Raw genomic sequence first — 20,117 nt, 5'->3', positions numbered from 1 at the left:
GACTCGACTGCCGCGGCCGGCCGCCCGCCTAGAGTTGCGCCCATGCAGCGCATGCATTACGACGACGACCACCTCGCCTTCGGCGAACTGGCCGGCGATTTCGCCGCCAAGGAGATTGCCCCACACATCGAGTCGTGGGAAGACGCTGGTATCGCGCCACGCGAGGTCTTCGCGGCCGCGGGCGCTGTCGGACTTCTCGGCTTCGCGGCTCCCGAACAGTTCGGCGGCCTGGGCATCAAGGACTTTCGCTACAACCAGATCCTCATCGAGCGGTGCATGACAGCCCACGCGGGCAACGTCGGGCTGAGCTTCGCGGTGCACAACGACATCTGCCTGCCCTATCTTGCCGACATCGGCAACTCCGAACAGCAGCAGCGGTGGCTACCCGGGTTCGTCCGGGGCGAGCTGATCGCCGCGATCGGTATGACGGAACCCGGCGCCGGCTCCGATGTGGCCGGCATCCGCACCAGCGCCGTCGACGCCGGAGACCATTTCGTCGTCAACGGCGCCAAAACCTTCATCACCAACGGGCAGAACGCCGACCTCGTCATCACGGCGGTCCGCACCTCGCCGGATCGCCACCGGGGTTTGACATTGATGGTGATCGAGCGCGGTATGGCCGGGTTCGAACGCGGGCGCAACCTCGACAAGCTCGGCCTGCATTGCCAAGACACCTCAGAGCTGTCGTTCACCGACGTGGCGGTGCCCAAGGCGAACGTTCTCGGTGAGGTGGGCCGGGGCTTCGAATACCTGATGCGCAACCTCGCCCAGGAGCGCATGCAGATCGCAGTGGGCAGTCTGGGCCGGGCCCGCGCGGCATTGCAGTGGACCATCGACTACGTGCGCGAGCGTGTCGCGTTCGGCAAATCCATTGGCGCCCTGCAGAACACGCGATTCGCATTGGCCGATGCGGCCACCGAGGTCGAGGTCGCGGAAGCGTTCGTCGACCGCTGCGTCATCCAGCTGAACGCGGGGCTCTTGACCGCCGCTGATGCGGCGAAGGCCAAGCTGTGGGCGACCGAAATGGAGTTTCGGGTGCTCGATGGCTGTCAGCAGTTGTTCGGCGGCTACGGCTATATGCGGGAGTACCCGATCGCTCGGGCGGCTGTCGACGCCCGGGTCACCAGGGTGTACGGCGGGACGTCTGAGATCATGCGGGAGATCATCGGCCGAGACCTCGCGCTGGACCCCGGCAAGGCGCCGGCGTGAGCCTGGACGACGTGGTCCGCGCCGCGCGCGCTCACGGCCTAGGAGACATTCCGCGACGCTCCGCCCGCCGCTACCCCGACAAAGTCGCCATTGTCGACGGTGACCTGACATTGACGTTCGCCGAGTTCGACCAGCTAGTCGACCGGGCCGCTGCAGCGCTGGCCGACAACGGATTACGGGCCGGCGACCGAGTGGCGCTACTGGCGCGCAACTGCTGGCAGTATGCGGTGCTGGCCTTCGCCACCGCGCGCGCTGGCGTGGTGCTGGTGCCCTTGAACTTCATGCTCACCGCCGAAGAAATCGGCTACATCCTGGGCCACTGTCGCGCAACGGGTTTCATCGTCGAGGTTGATCTCGTCGCCGTGGCCGAAGACGCGATGCGCCACGGCAGCGAGGTCGCGACGAGGATTGCGATCACCAGGGCGGGATCCGCTGTGCCGGCGGGGTGGACCGACCTCGAGAAGTGCCTCACCACGACGTCGCCCCCGCCGACGCCGGATGTCGCGGACGATCAGGTGCTCCGGATCATGTACACCAGCGGTACGGAGTCCCGGCCCAAGGGCGTCATGCACTCGAGCCGCAGTCTGATGTGGCAGTACGTCAGTTCGATTGCTGCGGGATCGATGGCTGTCGAGGATGTCGAGATCCACTCGCTGCCGCTGTACCACTGCGCGCAGTTGGACAACTTCCTCGCGACAGATCTGTACTTGGGTGCGACCAGCATCCTGCTTCCCCGTCCCGACCCCGAGACCGTGTTGCGAACGATCGAGCGCTACACGGTGACCAACTACTTCGCTCCCCCGACAGTCTGGATCAGTCTGTTGCGCAGCCCGGTGTTCGATCAGGTGGATCTGTCGAGCCTGCGGAAGGGCTATTACGGAGCATCGGCGATGCCGACGGAGATCCTGCACGAGATCCGGCATCGACTCCCCAACCTCGCGCTCTGGAACTTCTACGGGCAAACCGAGATCGCACCGCTTGCCTCGGCGCTGGGTCCGGCAGATCAGGAGGCCCACGCGGGAGCCGCCGGACGCCCGGTTCTCAATGTGGAGACCGCCATCCTGGACGAGGCCGATCAACCGGTGCCCCCCGGAATCGTGGGCGAGATCGCCCATCGGAGCCCGCATCTCATGCTCGGTTACCTCGATGACCCGCAGAAGACGGCCGACGCGTTCCGTGGCGGGTGGTTCCATTCCGGCGATCTCGGCTTTTACGACGACGGCGGCTTCCTCCATGTTGTGGACCGGAAGAAGGACATGATCAAGACCGGCGGAGAGAACGTGGCCAGCCGCGAAGTCGAGGAGGTGCTCTATCTGCACGCCGGTGTCGAGGAGGCCGCGGTGTTCGGGCTGGCGCACCCCGTCTGGGTGGAAGCCGTGGTTGCCGCTGTGGTTCCGCGCGCGGGTGCGGCGTTGACCGAGGACGAGGTACTCGCCCACTGCCGGACGCACCTTGCCGGATTCAAGACCCCCAAGCACGTCTTCTTCGTCAGCGAGCTACCGAAGAACCCGAGTGGAAAGCTGCTCAAGCGCGATCTCCGGGAACGGTTCAGCCTGCCGGTTTGACGGTGTTCCACTGAACGGGCAGCAATGTTCTTTCCCCTTGTGAACGCGAGTTGACTCAGGTGTATGAGCAACGAGATCACTGCGCCCGAGGTTCAGGAATTCATCGCCGGTTTCTGGTACCACTACGACCAGGGTCACTTCGACGAAATCGGTGTCCGCCTCGGCGACGAGATGGAATACCTGAGCAGGTCCGACTCGGGGAATTGCCCGTTCGAGCATCTGCTGGCAGCCGAACTGCACGGCAAGGCCGAAACGCTCGCCTGGCTGACCGCTCACCGCAACGAGAACCCGTACCCGTGCCGGCACCACGCCACCAACATCTTTCGCACGGGTGTCGACGGTGACGTGACCTCCGTCCGGTTCTATCTGTTCGTCAACCAGATCACGAACAACGTCCCGTTCGCGGTCTCGAGCGGGCTCGTCGACGTCGGCATCCGCCGCTCAAACGAGGGGCTTGTTTTCACGTCGATGACCGTGGTGCTCGATGCGGAGGATTCGATTCCGTTCGAACAGCACGCGGCCAATTCGGCGATCAGTACCCAACCGGCGTGACCGCTCGCGAGATCTTCGGCGGCGGCGTCGCAGTCATCACCGGTGCCGGCGCGGGGATCGGTGCCGGGTTGGCCCGTCACGCCAGTTCTTTGGGCATGACCGTGGTGCTGGCCGACATCGACGCCGCAGCGGTGGCAGCGCTTCGCACAGAGCTCACTGCGGCAGGCGGATCGGCGATCGACGCGGTGTGCGACGTACGCGACGCCGATGCCGTCCAAGCTCTGGCCGACGACGTCTACCGCGAGCTCGGTGATGTCCGACTGCTGGTCAACAACGCCGGAGTCGAACAGTTCGGTTACCTCTGGGACACCCCGGTGGACAACTGGCAGCGGGTCGTGGACATCAACATCAGCGGCGTCTTCAACGGAATTCGGGCCTTCCTGCCGCGGATGATGGCGACCGACGCGCCGGCGTGGGTGTGGAATCTGTCCTCGATCGGCGGCGTCGCGGTGGTTCCCCTTCAAGCGCCCTACATCATGAGCAAGCACGCGGTGCTCGCATTGACCGAGTGTCTGCACCTCGAGGTGCAAGCCGCCGGTCACGGCCACCATGTGCATGTCCAAGCAGTGCTGCCAGGTGCCGTGGCATCCAATATCTTCTCCTCCGCCGGCGGAGTGCACTCCGGTGACACCGGTGCCGCCGAAGCACAACGGACCGCGATGCTCGAGATCAAGGCCGAAGCCATGGACCCGCTGAGCGCCGCCGACGTGGTCTTCGAACAAGCCGCGGACAACCGGTTCTATCTGCTCACCCAACCCGACTATGTCGGATCGGCGATGGCAGAACGGGCCCGCGTGTTGACGAATCAAGAAGCGCCGCAACTGCGCTCGCAACGCCGCTTCGACCCAGCCCAGCACTGACATGCGAATGCCCCAGCTCGATCCCGACGCCGCAGCCCGCGTCGCCTCATTCGGCGAGCCGGTCGCGATGCGCATTCGAGGGTTGGCCGCGGTTCGGGCCGGACTCGAATCCGCACCGCTGCCCGATATGCCACCGATGGCCGAAATCCTCGACGTGGCAGCTCCCGGCCCGGCCGGCCCGATCCCGTTGCGGCTCTACCGGCCCACCGCCGAGCCGGACCCGCCGGTGCTGGTATATCTGCACGGCGGCGGGTTGGTGATGGGCAGCAACCATTCGTTCGAACCGCTGGCACGGGAATTGGCCCATGCCAGCGGCGCAGCGGTCGTCGCCGTCGAGTACCGGCTCGCACCCGAGTCACCGCCTCCTGCGCAGTTCGACGACGCCTACGCCGCTACGGAATGGGTTGCCGCCCAAGCCAACAGCCTCGGCCTCGACGGGCGGCGACTGGCGATCGTCGGTGACAGCGCCGGCGGATCATTGGCGGCCGCCGTAGCGCTGGCCGCCCGCGACCACAGCGGACCCAGGATCTGCGCTCAGGTGCTGCTGTATCCCGGCCTGGACCGCGACATGGGTGCGGAGTCCATCACCTCCATGCCGGACGCGCCCTTGCTGCGTCACGACGACATCCTGTACATGCACGAACTCGTCGATCGCGGAGTCGGGGCGCCGCACGATGCCTACCAAATCCCGTCCTACGCAGACGATTTGGCCGGCCTTCCAGCGACCATCATGGTCACCGGTGAGTGTGACCCGATTCGGGACTGGGGAGAACGCTACGCACACCGCCTGCGTGACGCCGGCGTGCAGACCACCCTGACCCGCTATCCCGGTATGTATCACGGCTTTCTGATGCGTTCTGATGCGACGGCACGCGGTCGCTTGGCGATCTCCGAGATCGGCGCGTTGCTTCGCGCCAAATTTGTCCATCTTCGCAACGAATCTCCCGATCAACGGACCCTGAGCTGATCATCCGGCCTGGCGCTGCCCACAATCGAAGACCTCACCATCCAAGGAGATCATCATGCTGACCGATGAGCATCGTCTGGAACTGTCCGACATCCTGCGGCCGGTGGCCCCGCCGCGCGAGCTCACCGACATCTACACCGCCGATCAGCGTCGGCGACTGCTCGACGTCGTCCACCATGAGGGCCCCTGGAAGCTCATCATCGCTCAGCATTTCGCCTCGGCCGACGAACTGATGGCCACCATGAGTGGCGCGTTCCCAGAGGGCTTCACGCCGTCGCTGGATCTGTTCCTGACTCCGACCTTCCGCGGCTACCTCGCCGAATACGGCACCGTGCTGTACCCGGAACTGCACGATTGCTTCTACAACGCCGGTTTCATCGAGCACGCCAAGAGCTACTGGAATGCGCAGTACGCCAAGCCGGAGATGATGCTCTTCAACATCAACGGCCCATGCGCGAATCGCGACCCCGGACACCTGGACTCGCCCAGCTTCCGCGGCGTGCGCCACTCGAATGCTCCGACCTGGCTGTGCAGCGTGATGGGTAAGTCCGGGCTGTTCACCGATTACCTGATCAAGATGGCCCAGGTCATCACGTGGTTCTCGCTCGACGAAGGATCCGGCTTCACCTACTGGCCCGACGGCCCTCTCAAGCCGCCCGCGCGCGTCCTGCCGCCGATCAACAACCGCGGCGTCGTCGTACAGAACGAAATGATGATGCACCGTGGTGAGGCCAATGGTCCCCTGGATGAACAGATTCCGGCCGGCCTCCAATTCGACACCGTCTTTGCCGGCGACCCTGCCGACCGGGATCAGTGGTTGCTCAAGAACGGTGACGACGTCATCGCGCGCCACCACACCGACGAGTTGCGGTTCCTCGTGCACTGGTCGGCAGAAGTGTTCTCCGACTTCGACGAACTGAAGAAGAACATGGACGGCACCGACGACATCACGATCGAGGGCGCGATCGGAATGATGGTCGACGACCTCAAGGGCAAGGGCATCACGCTGGACGTGCCGGGCGAACCGTTGCACGATCCAGCGTTCATCGGAGCGCTCAACGCCGCCTACGATCTCGGCGGACCGACCAGTTATCCCGATGAAGCCCCGGTGAGTGCTTTTCAGTTCGCATAATGACCCGGTGGATTCCGACTCTCTGACGCTTCTGCTCGACGAACGAGCCATCGAGCGGGCGCTGATCCTGTTTGCGCGTGCGATGGATGAACGCGACTGGGACACGGTGGGGCGCATCCTTGCCGACGATGCCGAAGGTGACTTCGGCACCGGACGGGTGGCTGGACGCTCCGCTGTCATCGGCCTCGTCCGCGGCTACTTGGACAACTGCGGAGTCACCCAGCACCTGCTCGGCAATATCGTGATCGACATATCGGGCGATCGGGCCACCAGCCGGGCCTACATCCGCGACGTTCACCTGGACTCGACCAACGATCCAGCGACCCGGATGTACACCCTCGGCGATTACCGCGACACCTGGCGGCGAGCGGCCGACGGATCCTGGCAGCTGGTCGAGCGGGTGAAGATCAATCGCGGGTTCGTCGGCACGCTTGAGGTGTTCGAGGCGAAGTCTCGCTGACTGCCCCTCAGTCGATCAGAGAGTGTTGTCGAGAACCGGTACCGACCCCGCCTTCACGGCATCGACGATCGAGCCGCCGAGCGCTGAGCAGGCCAGAAACACGCCCCCGGCGCCGTTCTCCGCTAATTGAGTTGCACTACAACGCTCTTCGCACCGCTCTAAGGCGGGGGCAGTCCACTGCACGCTGGTCTGATTCCAGCTGCTCTTTCGGACCTGCACGCCGGCGCCACAGCGCACACACGTCACCGGGACCATCGGCGCGTCGTCGAGCCGGATGTCGGGGCGGACCGTCATCATCCCCCCACTGACCCGGATGCCGCCTTCTGGGTGGCCAGGTTGGCTTCCACTTCCTTCATCCACGCCGCGGTGGGCTGCGTGGTGTCGAGCTCGAACTCGAAGCGGTCCACCATGTCTGGGTTGACATCGGCGACGTCGACATAGAACTGCTCGTACCACCGCCGCAGTTGGTACACCGGCCCGTCCTCTTCCACCAGCAGCGGATTGTCGATCCGGGTCTTGTTGCGCCAGATCTCGACGTCCTGCTCGAAGCCCATCTTCACGAAGTCCCCGAGACCGATCGCCGTCTGCATCGCAAGGTCGTCCGGCAGCTCGGCCGACTTCTTGACGATGATTCCGTATTGCAGCACAAAAGAATTCGCGTCGATCGGATAGTGGCAGTTGATCAGAACCGTGTGGTGGTCGACATCGGTGTAGTGGTAGGTCAAATCGTCGATCATGAACGAAGGACCGTAGTACGACGCTACCGACGTCGTTCCCAGCATCTGCGTCTCGCCGGGCTCCCCGATATCGGGACGCCCGGCGCTGTTCATGTACTGCGTCGCGACGGTGCCCTCGAAGATGTTCTTGAAGTGGGTCGGTAGCGATCCGTGAATGTAGAAGAAGTGCGCCATGTCCACGACGTTGTCGATGATCTCCCGGCAGTTGGTGTGCACCACGGTGGTGTACCAATGCCAATCAGTCCAGTCGTCGCTGCCGGCGCCCTCGATGCGCGGGATCGTCACATCTGCCGGCGGCGCATTGCGTTCCGGGTCATTCCAGACGAACAGCATCCCGTCCTGCTCGAGGGTCGGCCACGACGCCGTGCGCGCCAACCGCGGAGTGCGCTTGCTGTAGGGCACCAGCTTGCACTTGCCGTCTCCGCCCCACCGCCAGTCGTGGAACGGGCAGGCGATCTCGTTGCCCTTCACCGTGCCCTGCGACAAGTCGCCACCCATGTGGCGGCAGTACCCGTCGAGCACGTTGATGGCGCCGTCTCCACTACGGAACACCACGAGTTTCTGACCGAAAGCGTTGATCTGATGCGGCTTCCCGTCACTGAAATCGCGGACCAGGCCCAGGCAGTGCCATCCCCGGGCAAAGCGGGCGGGCACCGACCCTGCCTCGATCAACCGAACTTCGTCGGCCTCGGAATGCGTCGTCATCTTGCGTCCGTCCTTCGATCGATGGATGCGCGGCGTGATGTCACCATTCAACGTCGCAGAAATGCCGCCCGGACGTCTGCGTTCCGCTCAAAGGGAGGCGGGATTCAAATTTCGCTCATCCGGCCTTATCGTCGGTAATTGTGACCGCTACCAGCCACAACACTGTCCCGACCGGCCTGGCCATCGCCGACACCGAGGTGGATCTCCTCGTCGTCGGGTCCGGCACCGGACTCGCCGCTGCGCTGGCCGGCCACGAGCAGGGATTGTCGGTGCTGGTGGTCGAAAAGTCGTCACGCGTGGGCGGTTCGACCGCCCGCTCCGGCGGTGCCCTGTGGTTTCCGTCCAGCCGCGTGATCGAAGAATGCGGCGGCGTCGACTCCGCTCCACGGGCCCAGACCTACCTCGACGCTGTCGTTGCCGGCTCCGCGCCGCGCGAGAGGTCGGCAGCGTTTCTCAAGCGGCTGCCCGCGACGATCGACATGCTGCGCCGCACCACACCAATGAAGATGTTCTGGGCCAAGGAGTACTCCGATTACCACCCCGAGAAACCCGGTGGCTCGGCGGCTGGGCGCACCTGTGAATGCCGCCCACTCGACACCGCGATGCTGGGCGAGCACCTGCCCGATCTGCGTCCCGGGGTGATGGAGGCCAGCATCCCGATGCCGACCACCGGCGCGGACTACCGCTGGATGAACCTCATGAGCCGGGTCCCTCGCAAAGGAATCCCCACCATCGTCAAGCGGCTCGCTCAGGGCGTCGGCGGTCTTGCGCTCGGTAGGCGGTACGCGGCCGGCGGGCAAGCCCTGGCTGCCGGATTGTTCGCCGGTGCGATCCGTGCCGGAATCCCGATCTGGCTCGACACGGAGCTCACCGAACTCGTGACGGACGGCTCTGACGTCACCGGGGCGGTCGTGGCACACGGCGGTAAGACCGTCACGATCACCGCGCGGCGCGGCGTCGTGCTCGCGGCCGGCGGCTTCGACCACAACATGGAGATGCGCTGGAAGTTCCAATCCGAAAGCCTCGGGCCGAATTTCAGCCTGGGTGCCGAATCGAACACCGGCGACGCGATCCGCATCGCCGGGGACATCGGCGCTGACACCGCGCTCATGGACCAATCGTGGTGGTTCCCCGCCGTCGCGCCATTGCCCGGTGGGGCCCCTGCGGTGATGCTTGCCGAGCGGTCGCTACCCGGGTCGTTCATCGTCGACCAGAACGGGCATCGGTTCGCCAACGAATCGACCGACTACATGAGCTTCGGCCAGCGCATCCTGGCGCTGCAGGCGGCCGGAACACCGGTGGAGAACATGTGGATCGTCTTCGATCAGCGATACCGCAACAGTTACGTCTTCGCGGCCGAACTGTTCCCGCGGATGCCGATCCCCCAACGCTGGTATGACGCCGGAATCGCGGTCCGAGCAGACGATTTCACCACTCTGGCCCAGAAGATGGGTGTGCCCGCCGATACCTTCCACGCGACGGTAGCCCGCTTCAACGAGCATGCGTACGCCGGTGAGGATCCGGATTTCGAGCGCGGCCGAAGCGCATACGACCGCTACTACGGTGATCCCACCGTCACCCCGAACCCGAACCTGCGGCCGCTGGTCAAGGGGCCGTTCTACGCGGTGAAGATGGTGCTGAGTGATCTGGGAACGTGCGGCGGTCTGCGCGCCGACGACCACGCCCGCGTCATCCGGGAAGACGGGACCGTCATCAACGGGCTGTACGCGATCGGCAACACCGCCGCCAACGCGTTCGGCAACACCTATCCAGGCGCAGGCGCGACGATCGCGCAGGGCTTGGTATTCGGTTACATCGCCGCCCTTGACGCCGCCGCCCGGACCTAAGCGTCGTCAGCGTCGGCTCTGCGCTCGATCTCATACCAATAAGCCGGATCCGGCCACGGAATCTTGCCGCCCTCACCAACTTTCGGGAAGTTGGCCTCCGCTTCGTCGAGATCCTTGATCAGTTTCAGCGTCAGTTCCCGCTCGGACGAGTAGTAGCGATCTGCCCAGTCCAGCGCGATCTTGGCGTACGCCCAGGACGGATCGGCCGCGGCCCATTTTGCTTCCTTCGCCGCGTCACGCTGCATGGTGTCGATGTAGGCGATGTGCTCCTGCAGCATCTGCTTGAGCGAGGCGGGATCACTCAAATGCCCCAGCGTGACGCGCAGGATCGCCGGGTGTTTGAGCGACGGCGGTTCCACCGGAGCTTCGCGCGCCCACCTCGTCACCGCGTCCATACCGGAGGAGGTGATCTTGTACAGGCGCCGATTGCGCGGGCCGTCGCCGTCCACTCGGGAGGTGAGCAGACCCAGCTTTTCGAGCTTCTTCAGTTCGGAGTAGATCTGACTGAACGCCGGGCTGCCGTAGTAGTACCGCATGCTCCAGTCGATCCACTTGCGAATGTCATAACCGGAGAGCTCGGTCTCATACGAGAGCATCCCGAGCAGCGCCCACGCGGTCGCGGACAGCGACGGCTGATCTGCCGACTCGGGTTCAGACACGCTACAAGGGTATCAACCCAGGTCACGCGGGTGAGATCTCACCGACCGCTGGCCGGGAGGCCGTGTTGCACAGCCGTTTCATCGGCCCAACAGTTCTAGAGGTGTCCACCCATCGCGACGACGAGGTACCCGAGGCGCTCTACGCAGCCCTGACCGACTCCGTTCGCCGGCTCGTCGATCTGACCATCCGCAGCCACGCCGATGCCGGTCGCATCGCGTCGGCGAAGTGCTTCGTCGACGCGGCCGTCGACGAACTCGGCAGCATCGTGGGGCAGGAATCGTTCGGTGTACAACACGATGCCGATGGACGTCCCCGCGCATGGGGCAATGCGGTCATCGGCTTGCGCAACGCGTTGGCCCCTCCCCTATTGGTGCATCGCGAAGAGGACGGAAGTGTCTGGGCGGACGTCACCTTGGGCGCCGCCTATGAGGGCCCCCCGGGCCAGGTGCACGGCGGCATCTGTGCGCTGCTGCTCGATCACGTTCTCGGCGCGACAGCACACAAGCCGGGCAAGCCGGCAGTCACCGGAACCCTCACCCTGCGTTACGAGTTGGGCACCCGGCTCGGACCGGTACGGGCCGAAGCCCACGTCGACCGAACCGAGGGAGCCAAGACCTACGCGGTCGGGCATCTGTCGACCCCGGACGGCGTCACCGTGCGTGCGGAGGGAGTGTTCATCCACCCGCGGACTGTGTGACCCGACCTAGAGCTGTATTGGACACCAGCGCACCGCGCTGATAGGACAGGCACATGCCGCTCGCTCGAACCGCTGATCTCGTCACCGCCGCCTACCGCGAGGGCTCGGGGATACTCGCCTGCAACGTCATCACGCTCGAACACGCCGAGGCCATCGTCACAGGAGCCGAACACGTTGGCAGGCCGGTGATCTTGCAGATCAGCGAGAACGCCGTGAAATTTCATCACGGCAGGCTGCAGCCGATCGCCGCAGCGGCCTGCGCGGTTGCCGATGCCGCAACGGTCGACATCGCGGTGCATCTCGACCACGTCGAGGATGCCCGACTCTTGCATGCATGCGCCTCCACCGGCGTGTCGTCCGTCATGTTCGATGCGTCCACCCTGGACTATGCCGCCAACGTCGCTGCCACGAAAGCCGCAGCGCAATGGGCACATCGAGAAGGCATGTTCCTGGAAGCCGAGCTCGGCGAGGTCGGCGGCAAGGACGGCGCACATGCCCCGGGCGTACGCACCGACCCCGACGAAGCCGTCGAGTTCGTCGCGGCGACGGGGGTCGATGCATTGGCAGTGGCGGTGGGCAGCTCCCACGCGATGTCGGAGCGCAGCGCCACCCTGGATTTCGATCTCATCAGGCGCCTGCGCGCGGCGATACCGGTTCCGCTTGTGCTGCATGGTTCTTCGGGTGTTCCGGACAGCGATCTGCGCCAGTCCGTCGAGGCGGGAATCACCAAGATCAATGTGGGCACGTTGCTCAACGTCCGCTTCACCGCCGCGGTACGTGATTACCTGGCCGCCGACCCACGCGTCAACGATCCTCGCCGATACCTCGCCCCGGCGCGCGATGCAATCGCCGAGGCGGTGTCGACGCTGATCTCGGCGATCCAGGGGTAGCCTCAGGCGTCGCCCACCTCGACGACATGCACGCGTACGCCCGCGGCGAGGATCCGCTCCAACTGAGCCGGATCTGCGGTGGAGTCGGTGACCACGTGGTCAATCTCGTTGAGTGTCACCATCTTTGCGAGGGTGACCTTGCCGATCTTGGAGCCGTCGACGGCAACGACGACCTGTTGCGCGCTGGCGGCCATCGCCATCGCCGTACGCGCCTCGGCCTCGTCGAACGTGGTCGCCCCAACCTCCGCCGACATCCCGTCGGCACCAAGCACCGCGGTGCCCACGTTGATCACCTGGAACGCGTGCTCAGACATCGGGCCGACCGCTTCCAACGAATTCGCCCGTACCAGACCGCCTGTCACGATCACCTTCATGTGAGCGTCGACGGCGCAATCAGCGGCGATCGTCAGGGAATTCGTCACGATCGTCATCTGTGGGCGGCCCTTGAGCGATCGCGCAACCTCGCCGGTGGTGACGCCGCCGGTCAACGCCACCGCTTGGGGGCCGGCAGGCACCAATGCGGCGGCATGCTGCGCGATCCGCCGTTTGATGGCGATCGTCCGGTGATCCCGCAGCCGCACCGGAATCTCGCTGCCGCTGGGGTCGAGTGCCCGGGCCCCGCCGTGGGTCCGGACCAGAAGCCCCTGTTCCTCGAGCTCGCTCAGATCGCGACGGAGCGTGGCGGCCGACACCCGCAATTCAGCGCGAAGAACCTGCGAATCGACCTCGCCGCGCGAACGCAGAAGCGACAGCACCTCGCGCATCCGGTCGGTGCGTCTGATCGACATGGCGGCGCCCTCCTTCGACAAGCAGTCAGTGCGTTCGGTCAAACGATCAGTTTTAGTGATCACTTGACGGCGTTGCATTGCGCACTCTGAGCGAGCTTCCCATGATCAACCAATGTTGCAAATGTCCGGGCAGCGGACGAGCTGGCTGACCGACACGATTCACCGGCACAAGTCCGGCGACGCGGTCGGCGTCTACTCCGTGTGCTCGGCACACCCCACTGTCGTCGAGGCGGCCATCGTGCAGGCCGCCGCCGATGGCACTCATGTGCTCATCGAGGCCACGTCGAATCAGGTCGACCAATTCGGCGGCTACACCGGGATGCGTCCGCCCGAGTTCCGCGACCTCGTATTCGAGATCGCCGACCGACAAGGATTTCCGCGCGAGCGCGTCGTCCTCGGCGGCGACCATCTCGGCCCCAACCGCTGGCAACACGAAACCGCAGCCGCCGCAATGGAAAAGGCCGACACACTCATCGTCGCCTATGTCCAGGCCGGTTACACCAAGATTCACCTCGACTGCAGCATGTCCTGTGCCGACGACCCAGAAGTCCTCGACGACACCGTCGTCGCCGAACGCACCGCCCGGCTGATGCGGATCGCCGAGGACACCGCCCACGTCACAGGTATCCAGCCCCCCACCTACGTCATCGGCACCGAAGTACCGGTTCCGGGCGGCGCGCACGAGACCCTCGGTGTCCTCACCCCGACACCGGCCGACCGGGCTCGCCGGACCATTGCCGCGCACCGCGTTGCCTTCGCCGATCAGGGACTCGACCACGTCTGGTCACGCGTCATGGCGCTGGTCGTGCAGCCCGGCGTCGAATTCGACCACCTGCAGGTCATCGACTACCGACACCATGCCACCGCGGATCTGCGGCATGTTCTCGACGACCAGAAGTTTCTGGTCTTCGAGGCGCACTCCACCGACTACCAGCGCCCGGCGCAACTCAAAGAACTGGTCGAAGACCACTGGGCCGTGCTGAAGGTCGGACCGGGGCTGACGTTCGCGATGCGCGAAGCTCTGTTCGCCCTCGCCATGATCGAGAACGAGGTCGTTCCGCAGCCTGAGCGATCGAACCTGATCGAGGTCCTGGAGCGCCGCATGCTCGCCAGCCCGGGGTACTGGCAGGGCTACTACGAGGGCGACCCGGAGACTCAGCGAATGGCACGGCGCTACAGCTACAGCGACCGGCTGCGCTACTACTGGGCCGATGACGAGGTCGACGCCGCACGCCGCACCCTGCTGGAGAACCTCGACCGCGTCGGGATTCCGTTGCCGCTCGTCAGCCAGTTCCTGCCCAACCAGTACGACCGGATCCGCGCCGGCGACATCGAGCCGACCGCTCAGTCGCTCGTGATCGATCGCATCCGCGACGCGATGCGTCCCTACGCCCGAGCAGTGAGTGGAGTGACCGCATGACACACGCCGTACCGGCCCAAGAAGACGGCGGCGCAACGATTCTCGAGATCGGCCAGCAGCCCGATGTCTGGCGCGAGGTCGCCATGCGCAGCGACCCAGCCGTCGATGGATTCCTGAGCGATCTCACCGCGCGCTCCGATCTCCGAATCATCTTGACCGGGGCCGGCAGCTCGGCCTTCATCGGCGAGATCGCGGCCGCCGCCCTCCGGCGCCATCTCGGCCGTCGCGTCGACGCGATCCCCACCACGAGCATCGTCGCCAGCCCACTGGACTACCTCGAACCGACAACTCCGACGCTGATGGTGTCTTTCGGCCGGTCCGGAAACAGCCCGGAGAGTGTCGCCACGACCGCGCTCGCCGACGAACTCATCGACGACGTCTGGCATCTGGTGATCACCTGCGACGCCGACGGCGCGCTCGGCAGGGCGCATGGCGGCCGGTCGCGATCGCGCGTTGTCGCGACACCGGAGCGCACCAACGACACCGGCTTTGCGATGACGTCGAGCCTGACCTCGATGCTGTTGACGTGCCTTCGACTGCTGGGACCCGCGACCGCCGAAGACGGTGAGGCGCTGGCCCGGGCGGCCGAGCAGCTGGCAGGCCGGCAGGCCGATATCAAGGCCCTCGCCCAGGCCAAGAAACAGCGCTTCTTCTACCTCGGCAGCGGACCGCTGGCCGGACTGGCGCGGGAATCCGCGCTGAAAATGCTGGAACTGACGGCCGGCGAAGTCGTCACCTATTTCGATTCACCACTGGGCTTCCGGCATGGGCCGAAGTCGGCACTCGACGGCGACACGCTCGCCATCGTCTACGTCTCCGCCGACCCGTACACCCAGCGCTACGACCTCGACATCGTCGCCGAGATCCGCGCGCAACTGGGCACTGACGCCGTCACGGTGATCAGCAGCGCCGCCATCCCCGACGCTCTCGTGTTGTCAGGCCTCGACGGGCTCGACGACGCCCTCATCGCATTGCCCTATCTGGTGTTCGCGCAGTATCTCGCGTTGTTCACCGCGCTCGAACACGGCAAGACACCGGACAACCCCTTCCCCTCGGGTGAGGTCAATCGCGTTGTACAAGGCGTCACGATCTATCCGATGACGCAGAACGGACGGTAGCCATGGCCAGATATCTCGGGGTCGACGGCGGCGGATCGAAGACGGCGCTGGCGCTCATCGACGACAGCGGTCGCGTCCTTGCCCGGGCGACGGCGCCCACGTCGTATTACTTCAACGACGGCTTCGAGATCGTCGAAAAGTCGCTCGCGCAAGGTGTTACGGAGGTCTGCGGGCAGGCGGGAATCGAGACGGCCGACATCGACGCCGCCTTCTTCGGACTGCCCGGCTACGGCGAAGCCAGCAGCGACATCGAACAGCTCGACAGAGTCCCAGCGGGCGTGCTCGGCCACGACCGCTACAGCTGCGACAACGACATGGTCTGCGGCTGGGCCGGATCGCTTGCCGGCGAAGACGGCATCAACGTCATCAGCGGAACCGGCTCGATGACGTACGGCGAACGCCTCGGCGTCGGCCATCGCGTCGGTGGCTGGGGTGAACTCTTCGGCGACGAGGGCTCCGCGTATTGGATTGCCACCCAAGGCCTCAACGCATTCTCCCGGATGAGCGACGGCAGGTTGGCCCAAGGCCCGCTGCACGGGCTGATGAGGGCCCGTCTCGAGGTCTCCGGCGATCTCGACGTCGTCAGCCTGGTCATCGACACCTGGAAGGGCAACCGCAGCAAGATCGCCGCACTGGCCACAACGGTCTGCGAGGCCGCGGAGTCGGGTGATGCCACGTCGGCACGCATTCTGAATGCGGCGGTCGATGAGCTCGTGGTGCTGATCGAAACGACCCGCGCGCTGGTGGGATTCACCTCCGAGGAGACAGTTCCGGTGTCCTACTCGGGCGGAATGTTCTCCAATGCCGGCTTTCTCGCGCAGTTCGTCACCACGTTGCAGAACTCCTCGGCCAGCTACGGCCTGCAGACTCCCCGGCTCGACCCCGCGGTGGGCGGCGCGCTCTACGCCGCCAAGCACAGCGGACATCCGCTGAGCCCGGCTGCCGTGCAACATCTTTCCGACAACAACCCGACGAGGTGACGTCACCATGACCACGACCGCAACGCGGACCCGAAGTTGGATCTTCTACGCGACCCTGCTCATCCTGTTCTGGGGTGTCTGGGGCGCGTTCTCCGCCCTGCCGTCGTCGAAGTACGGCTACCCCGACGAGATGATCTACAGCATCTGGGCGTTGACGATGATCATCCCCGCCGCGTTCGCGCTCCGCGGTCAGCAGTGGGACCGTCGCCCGGCCGCCGCCATCTACGGCCTGCTGATCGGACTCACCGGTGCGGGCGGCCAGCTGATCCTGTTTCAGGCACTGACCATGGGTCCGGCCTACCTCATCTTCCCGATCGTCTCCATCTCCCCCGCGATCACCGTCATCATGGCGATGGTCCTTCTGCGCGAACGTATCTCACCGCTCGCCGTAGTCGGTCTCATCCTTGCATTGGCGGCGATCGTCCTGTTCACCGTCACCGGCGGCGACTCCGAGGGGTCGTCGGGTCCGTGGCTGCTGCTGTCGATCCTGATCTGCGTGGCGTGGGGCGTACAGGCATACTTCATGCGCAAAACCGCGACGATCGGTATCAACGAGGCCACCACGTTCGGATGGATGACGATCAGCGGGCTGATCCTCATCCCGGTCGCACTGATCTCGCTCGGCGGAATTCCGACCGACTTTCCCTGGCAGGCACCCGCATTGACGGCAGCCACCCAGGTGCTCAACGCGATCGGGGCGTTGTTCCTGGTGATGGCCTTGGCCCGCGGGAAGGCGTCGATCGTCGCGCCGACGACGAATGCCCTTGCGCCCGCGCTCACCGTGGTCATCTCACTCGTCGCCTATCAGACGCTGCCCACGCCGTACGGGGCAATCGGCATCGTCCTCGCACTTGTCGGCTCGACGCTCATGGTCTACGCCGACGAGAAGCGCGGCGAGTCGCTCACCGAGGCGGTGCGATGAAACCCACCGTCGTCATCATCGGGGCGGGCAGCGTCGAGTTCACCCGCGAACTGCTCGGCGACATCCTGTCGTTCCCGGAGCTGGGATCGACACGAGTGGTCTTGCACGACATCGACAGCGAGCGACTACACACCGCCGAGGCGATCGCCCGGGCCACCGCCACGACGGCGGGCGTCGATCCCGAGATCGTCGCCACCCTTGATCGGCGCCGCGCTCTCGATGGCGCGACCTACGTCATCAACGTCATCCAGGTCGGCATGCATGAAGCCACCGTCCGTGACTTCGAGATCCCGGCGCGCTACGGGCTCAACCAGACGATCGGTGACACGATCGGGGTCGGCGGAATCTTCCGTGGCTTGCGGACATTTCCGGTTCTGGCCGGCATCGCGCGGGATATGGCCGAGGTGTGCCCCGATGCCTGGCTGCTGAACTACACCAACCCGATGGCGATGAACATCTCGTTCCTGCGTGCTGTCGCGCCGAACCTCAAAGTACTGGGTCTGTGCCACTCCGTGTACTGGACGATGGTCGGGTTGTGCGAGCTCATCGGCGTGCCCTACGACGACGTGTCCTACTGGTCGGCCGGGGTCAACCACCAGGCGTGGGTGCTCCGGTGGGAACGCGCCGGCGAGAATCTCTATCCGCTGCTGGACGAACGCATCGCGGCCGATCCCGAACTGCGCAGGCGCGTGCGGGTCGACATGTACCGGCGGCTGGGCTACTACCCCACCGAAACCAGCGAGCACAGCAGCGAATACGTCGGTTGGTATCTGCACAACCCGGCCGAGATCGAACGGCTGCGCATCAACGTCGGTGAGTACGTGTCGATCAGCGAGGCCAACCTCGCCGAATACGACCGTGTGCGAACCGAATTGGCGGGCAGTCAACCGCTGCCGATCGACACCAGTTCGACGGAGTATGCCCCTCAGGTGATCCACTCGCTGGAAACCGGGACCCCGAGGGTCATCTCGGCCAACGTCATCAACGACGGCCTGATCACCAACCTGCCAGACGGGCTCGCGGTCGAGGTGCCGACGCTGGTGGACTCCCTCGGCGCGCACCCGATGAAAGTGGGCGACCTGCCACCGCAGTGCGCCGCCCTCAACCGCAGTTTTCTCGGACCGGTGGACCTGACGGTGCGCGCGGCCGTCGATGGCGATCCGCGCCTGGTCCGCGCCGCGGCCATGGTCGACCCCAACACCGCGGCAACGCTGACCGTCGAACAGATCTGGTCGCTGTGCGACGAATTGACCGCCGCACACGGCGATCTCCTCCCCCCGCCCCTTCGCTTCACCCCCGGCTCGGCCAACCAAGGAGTGTCACTGTGATTCGACGTACGTTGTGCATCCCCCTGATCGCCATCCTTGCCGTCGTCCTCGCCGCGTGCGGTGGTGGTGGCGGCTCGTCGGGCCCCACCGAGATCTCGGTGTGGCACGGCTATCAAGACACCGAGGGCGAGGTGTTCAAGAGCTTGGTCGAGCAATACAACAAAGAACATCCGGACGTGAAGGTGTCCGAGCTGTACTCGTCGAATGACCTTGTGCTGCAGAAGGTGCTGACGGCGGTGCGCGGCAACAGTGCACCGGATGTGGCCTACATGTTCGGCTCCTGGTCGCCGAACATCGCCAAGATCCCCTCGCTGGTGAACATGGCCGACGAGGTGCGCAAACCCGACTGGAAGTGGGACGACTTCTACGAAGCCGAGCGCAAGGCGGCGACGGTCGGCGACAAGGTCGTCGGCGTGCCCGCGTTGGTCGACAACCTGGCGATCGTCTACAACAAGAAGCTGTTCGCCGACGCCGGTGTCGCACCACCGACGCCGGAGTGGACCTGGGACGACTTCCGTGCCGCAGCGGCCAAACTGACCGATCCCGCCAAGGGGCAGTTCGGTTGGCTGATCCCCGCCGACGGCAGCGAAGACACGGTGTGGCACTACGTTCCGATGCTGTGGGAGGCCGGCGGTGACATCCTCAATTCGGACAACACCAAGGCGGCCTTCAACTCCGAGGCCGGCGTCAGAGCGCTGACGACACTGCAGCAGATGGCGGTGACCGACAAGTCGCTCTACCTGGACACCACCAACGAGAACGGGCCGAAACTGATGAACAGCGGCAAGATCGGCATGCTCGTCACCGGCCCGTGGGACCTGTCCCAACTCTCCGACATCGAGTACGGCGTCCAGGTCATGCCCACCTACCCGGGTTCGAGCGGCGGCCATCAGACCATCGCCGGGCCCGACAATTGGGTGGTATTCAACAATGGCGACAAGCGCAAGCAGGCCGCGATCGACTTCGTCAAGTGGCTGTCGGCGCCCGAACAAGTCAAGAAGTTCTCTTTGGGCACAGGCGATCTGCCGATCCGCGCGTCGGTCGGTGACGACAAGGCCGTACTGGACGAACTGGACAAGAACGTTCCCGGCACCGCCGCGTTCGTCGAGAACCTGAAGAACGTGCGTACCGTCAGGCCGCAGGTCGAGCAGTACCCGGCGGTGTCGGAAGCGCTCGGTCAAGCCGTCATGTCTGTCATGCTCGGCAAGGATCAGCCCCAGGCCGCCCTGGACGCCGCCGCCCAGGCCGCCGACGCGAAGCTCGCGGAGAAGTAGGGAGTC

General features: G+C 65.2%; 20 protein-coding genes. 16 read left to right on the top strand and 4 right to left on the bottom strand.

Annotated elements, in window-relative coordinates:
* Positions 1 to 42 precede the first annotated feature (42 nt).
* From EV580_RS18550 to EV580_RS18520, 7 genes are all read left to right on the top strand, one after another.
* On the top strand, positions 43 to 1,209 hold the full coding sequence (locus EV580_RS18550; protein WP_133692663.1) for an acyl-CoA dehydrogenase family protein: 1,167 nt from the start codon (positions 43 to 45) through the stop codon (positions 1,207 to 1,209).
* The gene (locus EV580_RS18545; protein WP_133692662.1) at positions 1,206 to 2,774 is read left to right on the top strand and encodes a fatty acyl-CoA synthetase; all 1,569 of its coding nucleotides are present in this window, start codon (positions 1,206 to 1,208) and stop codon (positions 2,772 to 2,774) included. The genes EV580_RS18550 and EV580_RS18545 overlap by 4 nt, the downstream gene beginning before the upstream one ends.
* Positions 2,775 to 2,837: 63 nt before the next feature.
* Positions 2,838 to 3,326 (top strand): polyketide cyclase, encoded by a 489-nt coding sequence (locus EV580_RS18540; protein ID WP_133692661.1) that lies wholly within the window; start codon positions 2,838 to 2,840, stop codon positions 3,324 to 3,326.
* On the top strand, positions 3,323 to 4,186 hold the full coding sequence (locus EV580_RS18535) for an SDR family NAD(P)-dependent oxidoreductase (RefSeq protein WP_133692660.1): 864 nt from the start codon (positions 3,323 to 3,325) through the stop codon (positions 4,184 to 4,186). The genes EV580_RS18540 and EV580_RS18535 overlap by 4 nt, the downstream gene beginning before the upstream one ends.
* Position 4,187: 1 nt before the next feature.
* On the top strand, positions 4,188 to 5,153 hold the full coding sequence (locus EV580_RS18530; protein ID WP_133692659.1) for an alpha/beta hydrolase: 966 nt from the start codon (positions 4,188 to 4,190) through the stop codon (positions 5,151 to 5,153).
* Between the two features lie 55 nt (positions 5,154 to 5,208).
* Positions 5,209 to 6,285 carry a hypothetical protein gene (locus EV580_RS18525; protein WP_133692658.1) on the top strand — a complete coding sequence of 359 codons (1,077 nt, stop codon included), beginning with the start codon at positions 5,209 to 5,211 and terminating at the stop codon, positions 6,283 to 6,285.
* A gap of 7 nt (positions 6,286 to 6,292) precedes the next feature.
* The gene (locus tag EV580_RS18520) at positions 6,293 to 6,745 is read left to right on the top strand and encodes a nuclear transport factor 2 family protein (RefSeq protein ID WP_286171650.1); all 453 of its coding nucleotides are present in this window, start codon (positions 6,293 to 6,295) and stop codon (positions 6,743 to 6,745) included.
* Positions 6,746 to 6,760: 15 nt separating this feature from the next.
* Here the strand turns inward: EV580_RS18520 and EV580_RS18515 are convergent, their stop codons facing one another.
* Both EV580_RS18515 and EV580_RS18510 read right to left on the bottom strand, forming a co-directional pair.
* Entirely contained in the window at positions 6,761 to 7,039 is a 279-nt protein-coding gene (locus EV580_RS18515; RefSeq protein ID WP_133692657.1) for a ferredoxin, read from the bottom strand.
* Positions 7,039 to 8,187 carry a 3-ketosteroid-9-alpha-monooxygenase, oxygenase component gene (locus tag EV580_RS18510; RefSeq protein WP_133692656.1) on the bottom strand — a complete coding sequence of 383 codons (1,149 nt, stop codon included), beginning with the start codon at positions 8,185 to 8,187 and terminating at the stop codon, positions 7,039 to 7,041. The genes EV580_RS18515 and EV580_RS18510 overlap by 1 nt, the downstream gene beginning before the upstream one ends.
* A 140-nt stretch (positions 8,188 to 8,327) precedes the next feature.
* Here EV580_RS18510 and EV580_RS18505 point away from each other — a divergent pair, with 140 nt between their 5' ends.
* Positions 8,328 to 10,034 (top strand): 3-ketosteroid-delta-1-dehydrogenase, encoded by a 1,707-nt coding sequence (locus EV580_RS18505; protein WP_133692655.1) that lies wholly within the window; start codon positions 8,328 to 8,330, stop codon positions 10,032 to 10,034.
* Here the strand turns inward: EV580_RS18505 and EV580_RS18500 are convergent.
* Positions 10,031 to 10,693 (bottom strand): helix-turn-helix transcriptional regulator, encoded by a 663-nt coding sequence (locus tag EV580_RS18500; RefSeq protein WP_133692654.1) that lies wholly within the window; start codon positions 10,691 to 10,693, stop codon positions 10,031 to 10,033. The two genes, EV580_RS18505 and EV580_RS18500, sit on opposite strands and share 4 nt — an antisense overlap.
* A 101-nt stretch (positions 10,694 to 10,794) precedes the next feature.
* Between EV580_RS18500 and EV580_RS18495 the strand changes: the two genes are divergently transcribed.
* Entirely contained in the window at positions 10,795 to 11,391 is a 597-nt protein-coding gene (locus tag EV580_RS18495) for a PaaI family thioesterase (protein ID WP_166654764.1), read from the top strand.
* A 53-nt stretch (positions 11,392 to 11,444) separates the two neighbouring features.
* Entirely contained in the window at positions 11,445 to 12,281 is an 837-nt protein-coding gene (locus EV580_RS18490) for a class II fructose-bisphosphate aldolase (protein WP_133692653.1), read from the top strand.
* A 2-nt stretch (positions 12,282 to 12,283) separates the two neighbouring features.
* Here EV580_RS18490 and EV580_RS18485 read toward each other — a convergent pair whose 3' ends face one another.
* Positions 12,284 to 13,069: a DeoR/GlpR family DNA-binding transcription regulator gene (locus EV580_RS18485; RefSeq protein ID WP_133692652.1), complete on the bottom strand. Its 786-nt coding sequence runs from the start codon at positions 13,067 to 13,069 to the stop codon at positions 12,284 to 12,286.
* 112 nt (positions 13,070 to 13,181) lie between these two features.
* Between EV580_RS18485 and EV580_RS18480 the strand changes: the two genes are divergently transcribed.
* From EV580_RS18480 to EV580_RS18455, 6 genes are read left to right on the top strand one after another with little or no spacing between them, the layout of a single operon-like run.
* Positions 13,182 to 14,489: a D-tagatose-bisphosphate aldolase, class II, non-catalytic subunit gene (locus EV580_RS18480; protein WP_255525396.1), complete on the top strand. Its 1,308-nt coding sequence runs from the start codon at positions 13,182 to 13,184 to the stop codon at positions 14,487 to 14,489.
* Positions 14,486 to 15,607, top strand: a complete 1,122-nt coding sequence (locus EV580_RS18475; RefSeq protein WP_133692651.1) for an SIS domain-containing protein — start codon at positions 14,486 to 14,488, stop codon at positions 15,605 to 15,607. The genes EV580_RS18480 and EV580_RS18475 overlap by 4 nt, the downstream gene beginning before the upstream one ends.
* 2 nt (positions 15,608 to 15,609) lie before the next feature.
* Positions 15,610 to 16,587 (top strand): N-acetylglucosamine kinase, encoded by a 978-nt coding sequence (locus EV580_RS18470; RefSeq protein ID WP_133692650.1) that lies wholly within the window; start codon positions 15,610 to 15,612, stop codon positions 16,585 to 16,587.
* A 7-nt stretch (positions 16,588 to 16,594) separates the two neighbouring features.
* On the top strand, positions 16,595 to 17,509 hold the full coding sequence (locus EV580_RS18465) for a DMT family transporter (protein WP_133692649.1): 915 nt from the start codon (positions 16,595 to 16,597) through the stop codon (positions 17,507 to 17,509).
* On the top strand, positions 17,506 to 18,837 hold the full coding sequence (locus EV580_RS18460; RefSeq protein WP_133692648.1) for an alpha-glucosidase/alpha-galactosidase: 1,332 nt from the start codon (positions 17,506 to 17,508) through the stop codon (positions 18,835 to 18,837). The genes EV580_RS18465 and EV580_RS18460 overlap by 4 nt, the downstream gene beginning before the upstream one ends.
* Positions 18,834 to 20,111, top strand: coding sequence for an ABC transporter substrate-binding protein (locus EV580_RS18455; RefSeq protein ID WP_133692647.1), 1,278 nt, complete (start codon positions 18,834 to 18,836; stop codon positions 20,109 to 20,111). Before EV580_RS18460 ends, EV580_RS18455 begins: the two co-directional genes overlap by 4 nt.
* Positions 20,112 to 20,117 lie beyond the last annotated feature (6 nt).

Source organism: Mycobacterium sp. BK086 (assembly GCA_004362315.1).
In the GTDB taxonomy this organism is placed as follows: Bacteria; Actinomycetota; Actinomycetes; order Mycobacteriales; family Mycobacteriaceae; genus Mycobacterium.
Note: the sequence above shows the minus strand (reverse complement) of the source record. Positions and strands in the feature narration are given on the sequence as shown.

What these genes read in the sequence shown, in the direction of transcription:
- EV580_RS18550 (WP_133692663.1), top strand. Translation starts at nt 43, where the DNA reads ATGCAGCGCATGCATTACGACGACGACCACCTCGCCTTCGGCGAACTG.
- EV580_RS18540 (WP_133692661.1), top strand. Translation starts at nt 2,838, where the DNA reads ATGAGCAACGAGATCACTGCGCCCGAGGTTCAGGAATTCATCGCCGGT.
- EV580_RS18530 (WP_133692659.1), top strand. Translation starts at nt 4,188, where the DNA reads ATGCGAATGCCCCAGCTCGATCCCGACGCCGCAGCCCGCGTCGCCTCA.
- EV580_RS18525 (WP_133692658.1), top strand. Translation starts at nt 5,209, where the DNA reads ATGCTGACCGATGAGCATCGTCTGGAACTGTCCGACATCCTGCGGCCG.
- EV580_RS18515 (WP_133692657.1), bottom strand. Translation starts at nt 7,039, where the DNA reads ATGACGGTCCGCCCCGACATCCGGCTCGACGACGCGCCGATGGTCCCG.
- EV580_RS18510 (WP_133692656.1), bottom strand. Translation starts at nt 8,187, where the DNA reads ATGACGACGCATTCCGAGGCCGACGAAGTTCGGTTGATCGAGGCAGGG.
- EV580_RS18490 (WP_133692653.1), top strand. Translation starts at nt 11,445, where the DNA reads ATGCCGCTCGCTCGAACCGCTGATCTCGTCACCGCCGCCTACCGCGAG.
- EV580_RS18485 (WP_133692652.1), bottom strand. Translation starts at nt 13,069, where the DNA reads ATGTCGATCAGACGCACCGACCGGATGCGCGAGGTGCTGTCGCTTCTG.
- EV580_RS18480 (WP_255525396.1), top strand. Translation starts at nt 13,182, where the DNA reads ATGTTGCAAATGTCCGGGCAGCGGACGAGCTGGCTGACCGACACGATT.
- EV580_RS18475 (WP_133692651.1), top strand. Translation starts at nt 14,486, where the DNA reads ATGACACACGCCGTACCGGCCCAAGAAGACGGCGGCGCAACGATTCTC.
- EV580_RS18470 (WP_133692650.1), top strand. Translation starts at nt 15,610, where the DNA reads ATGGCCAGATATCTCGGGGTCGACGGCGGCGGATCGAAGACGGCGCTG.
- EV580_RS18465 (WP_133692649.1), top strand. Translation starts at nt 16,595, where the DNA reads ATGACCACGACCGCAACGCGGACCCGAAGTTGGATCTTCTACGCGACC.
- EV580_RS18460 (WP_133692648.1), top strand. Translation starts at nt 17,506, where the DNA reads ATGAAACCCACCGTCGTCATCATCGGGGCGGGCAGCGTCGAGTTCACC.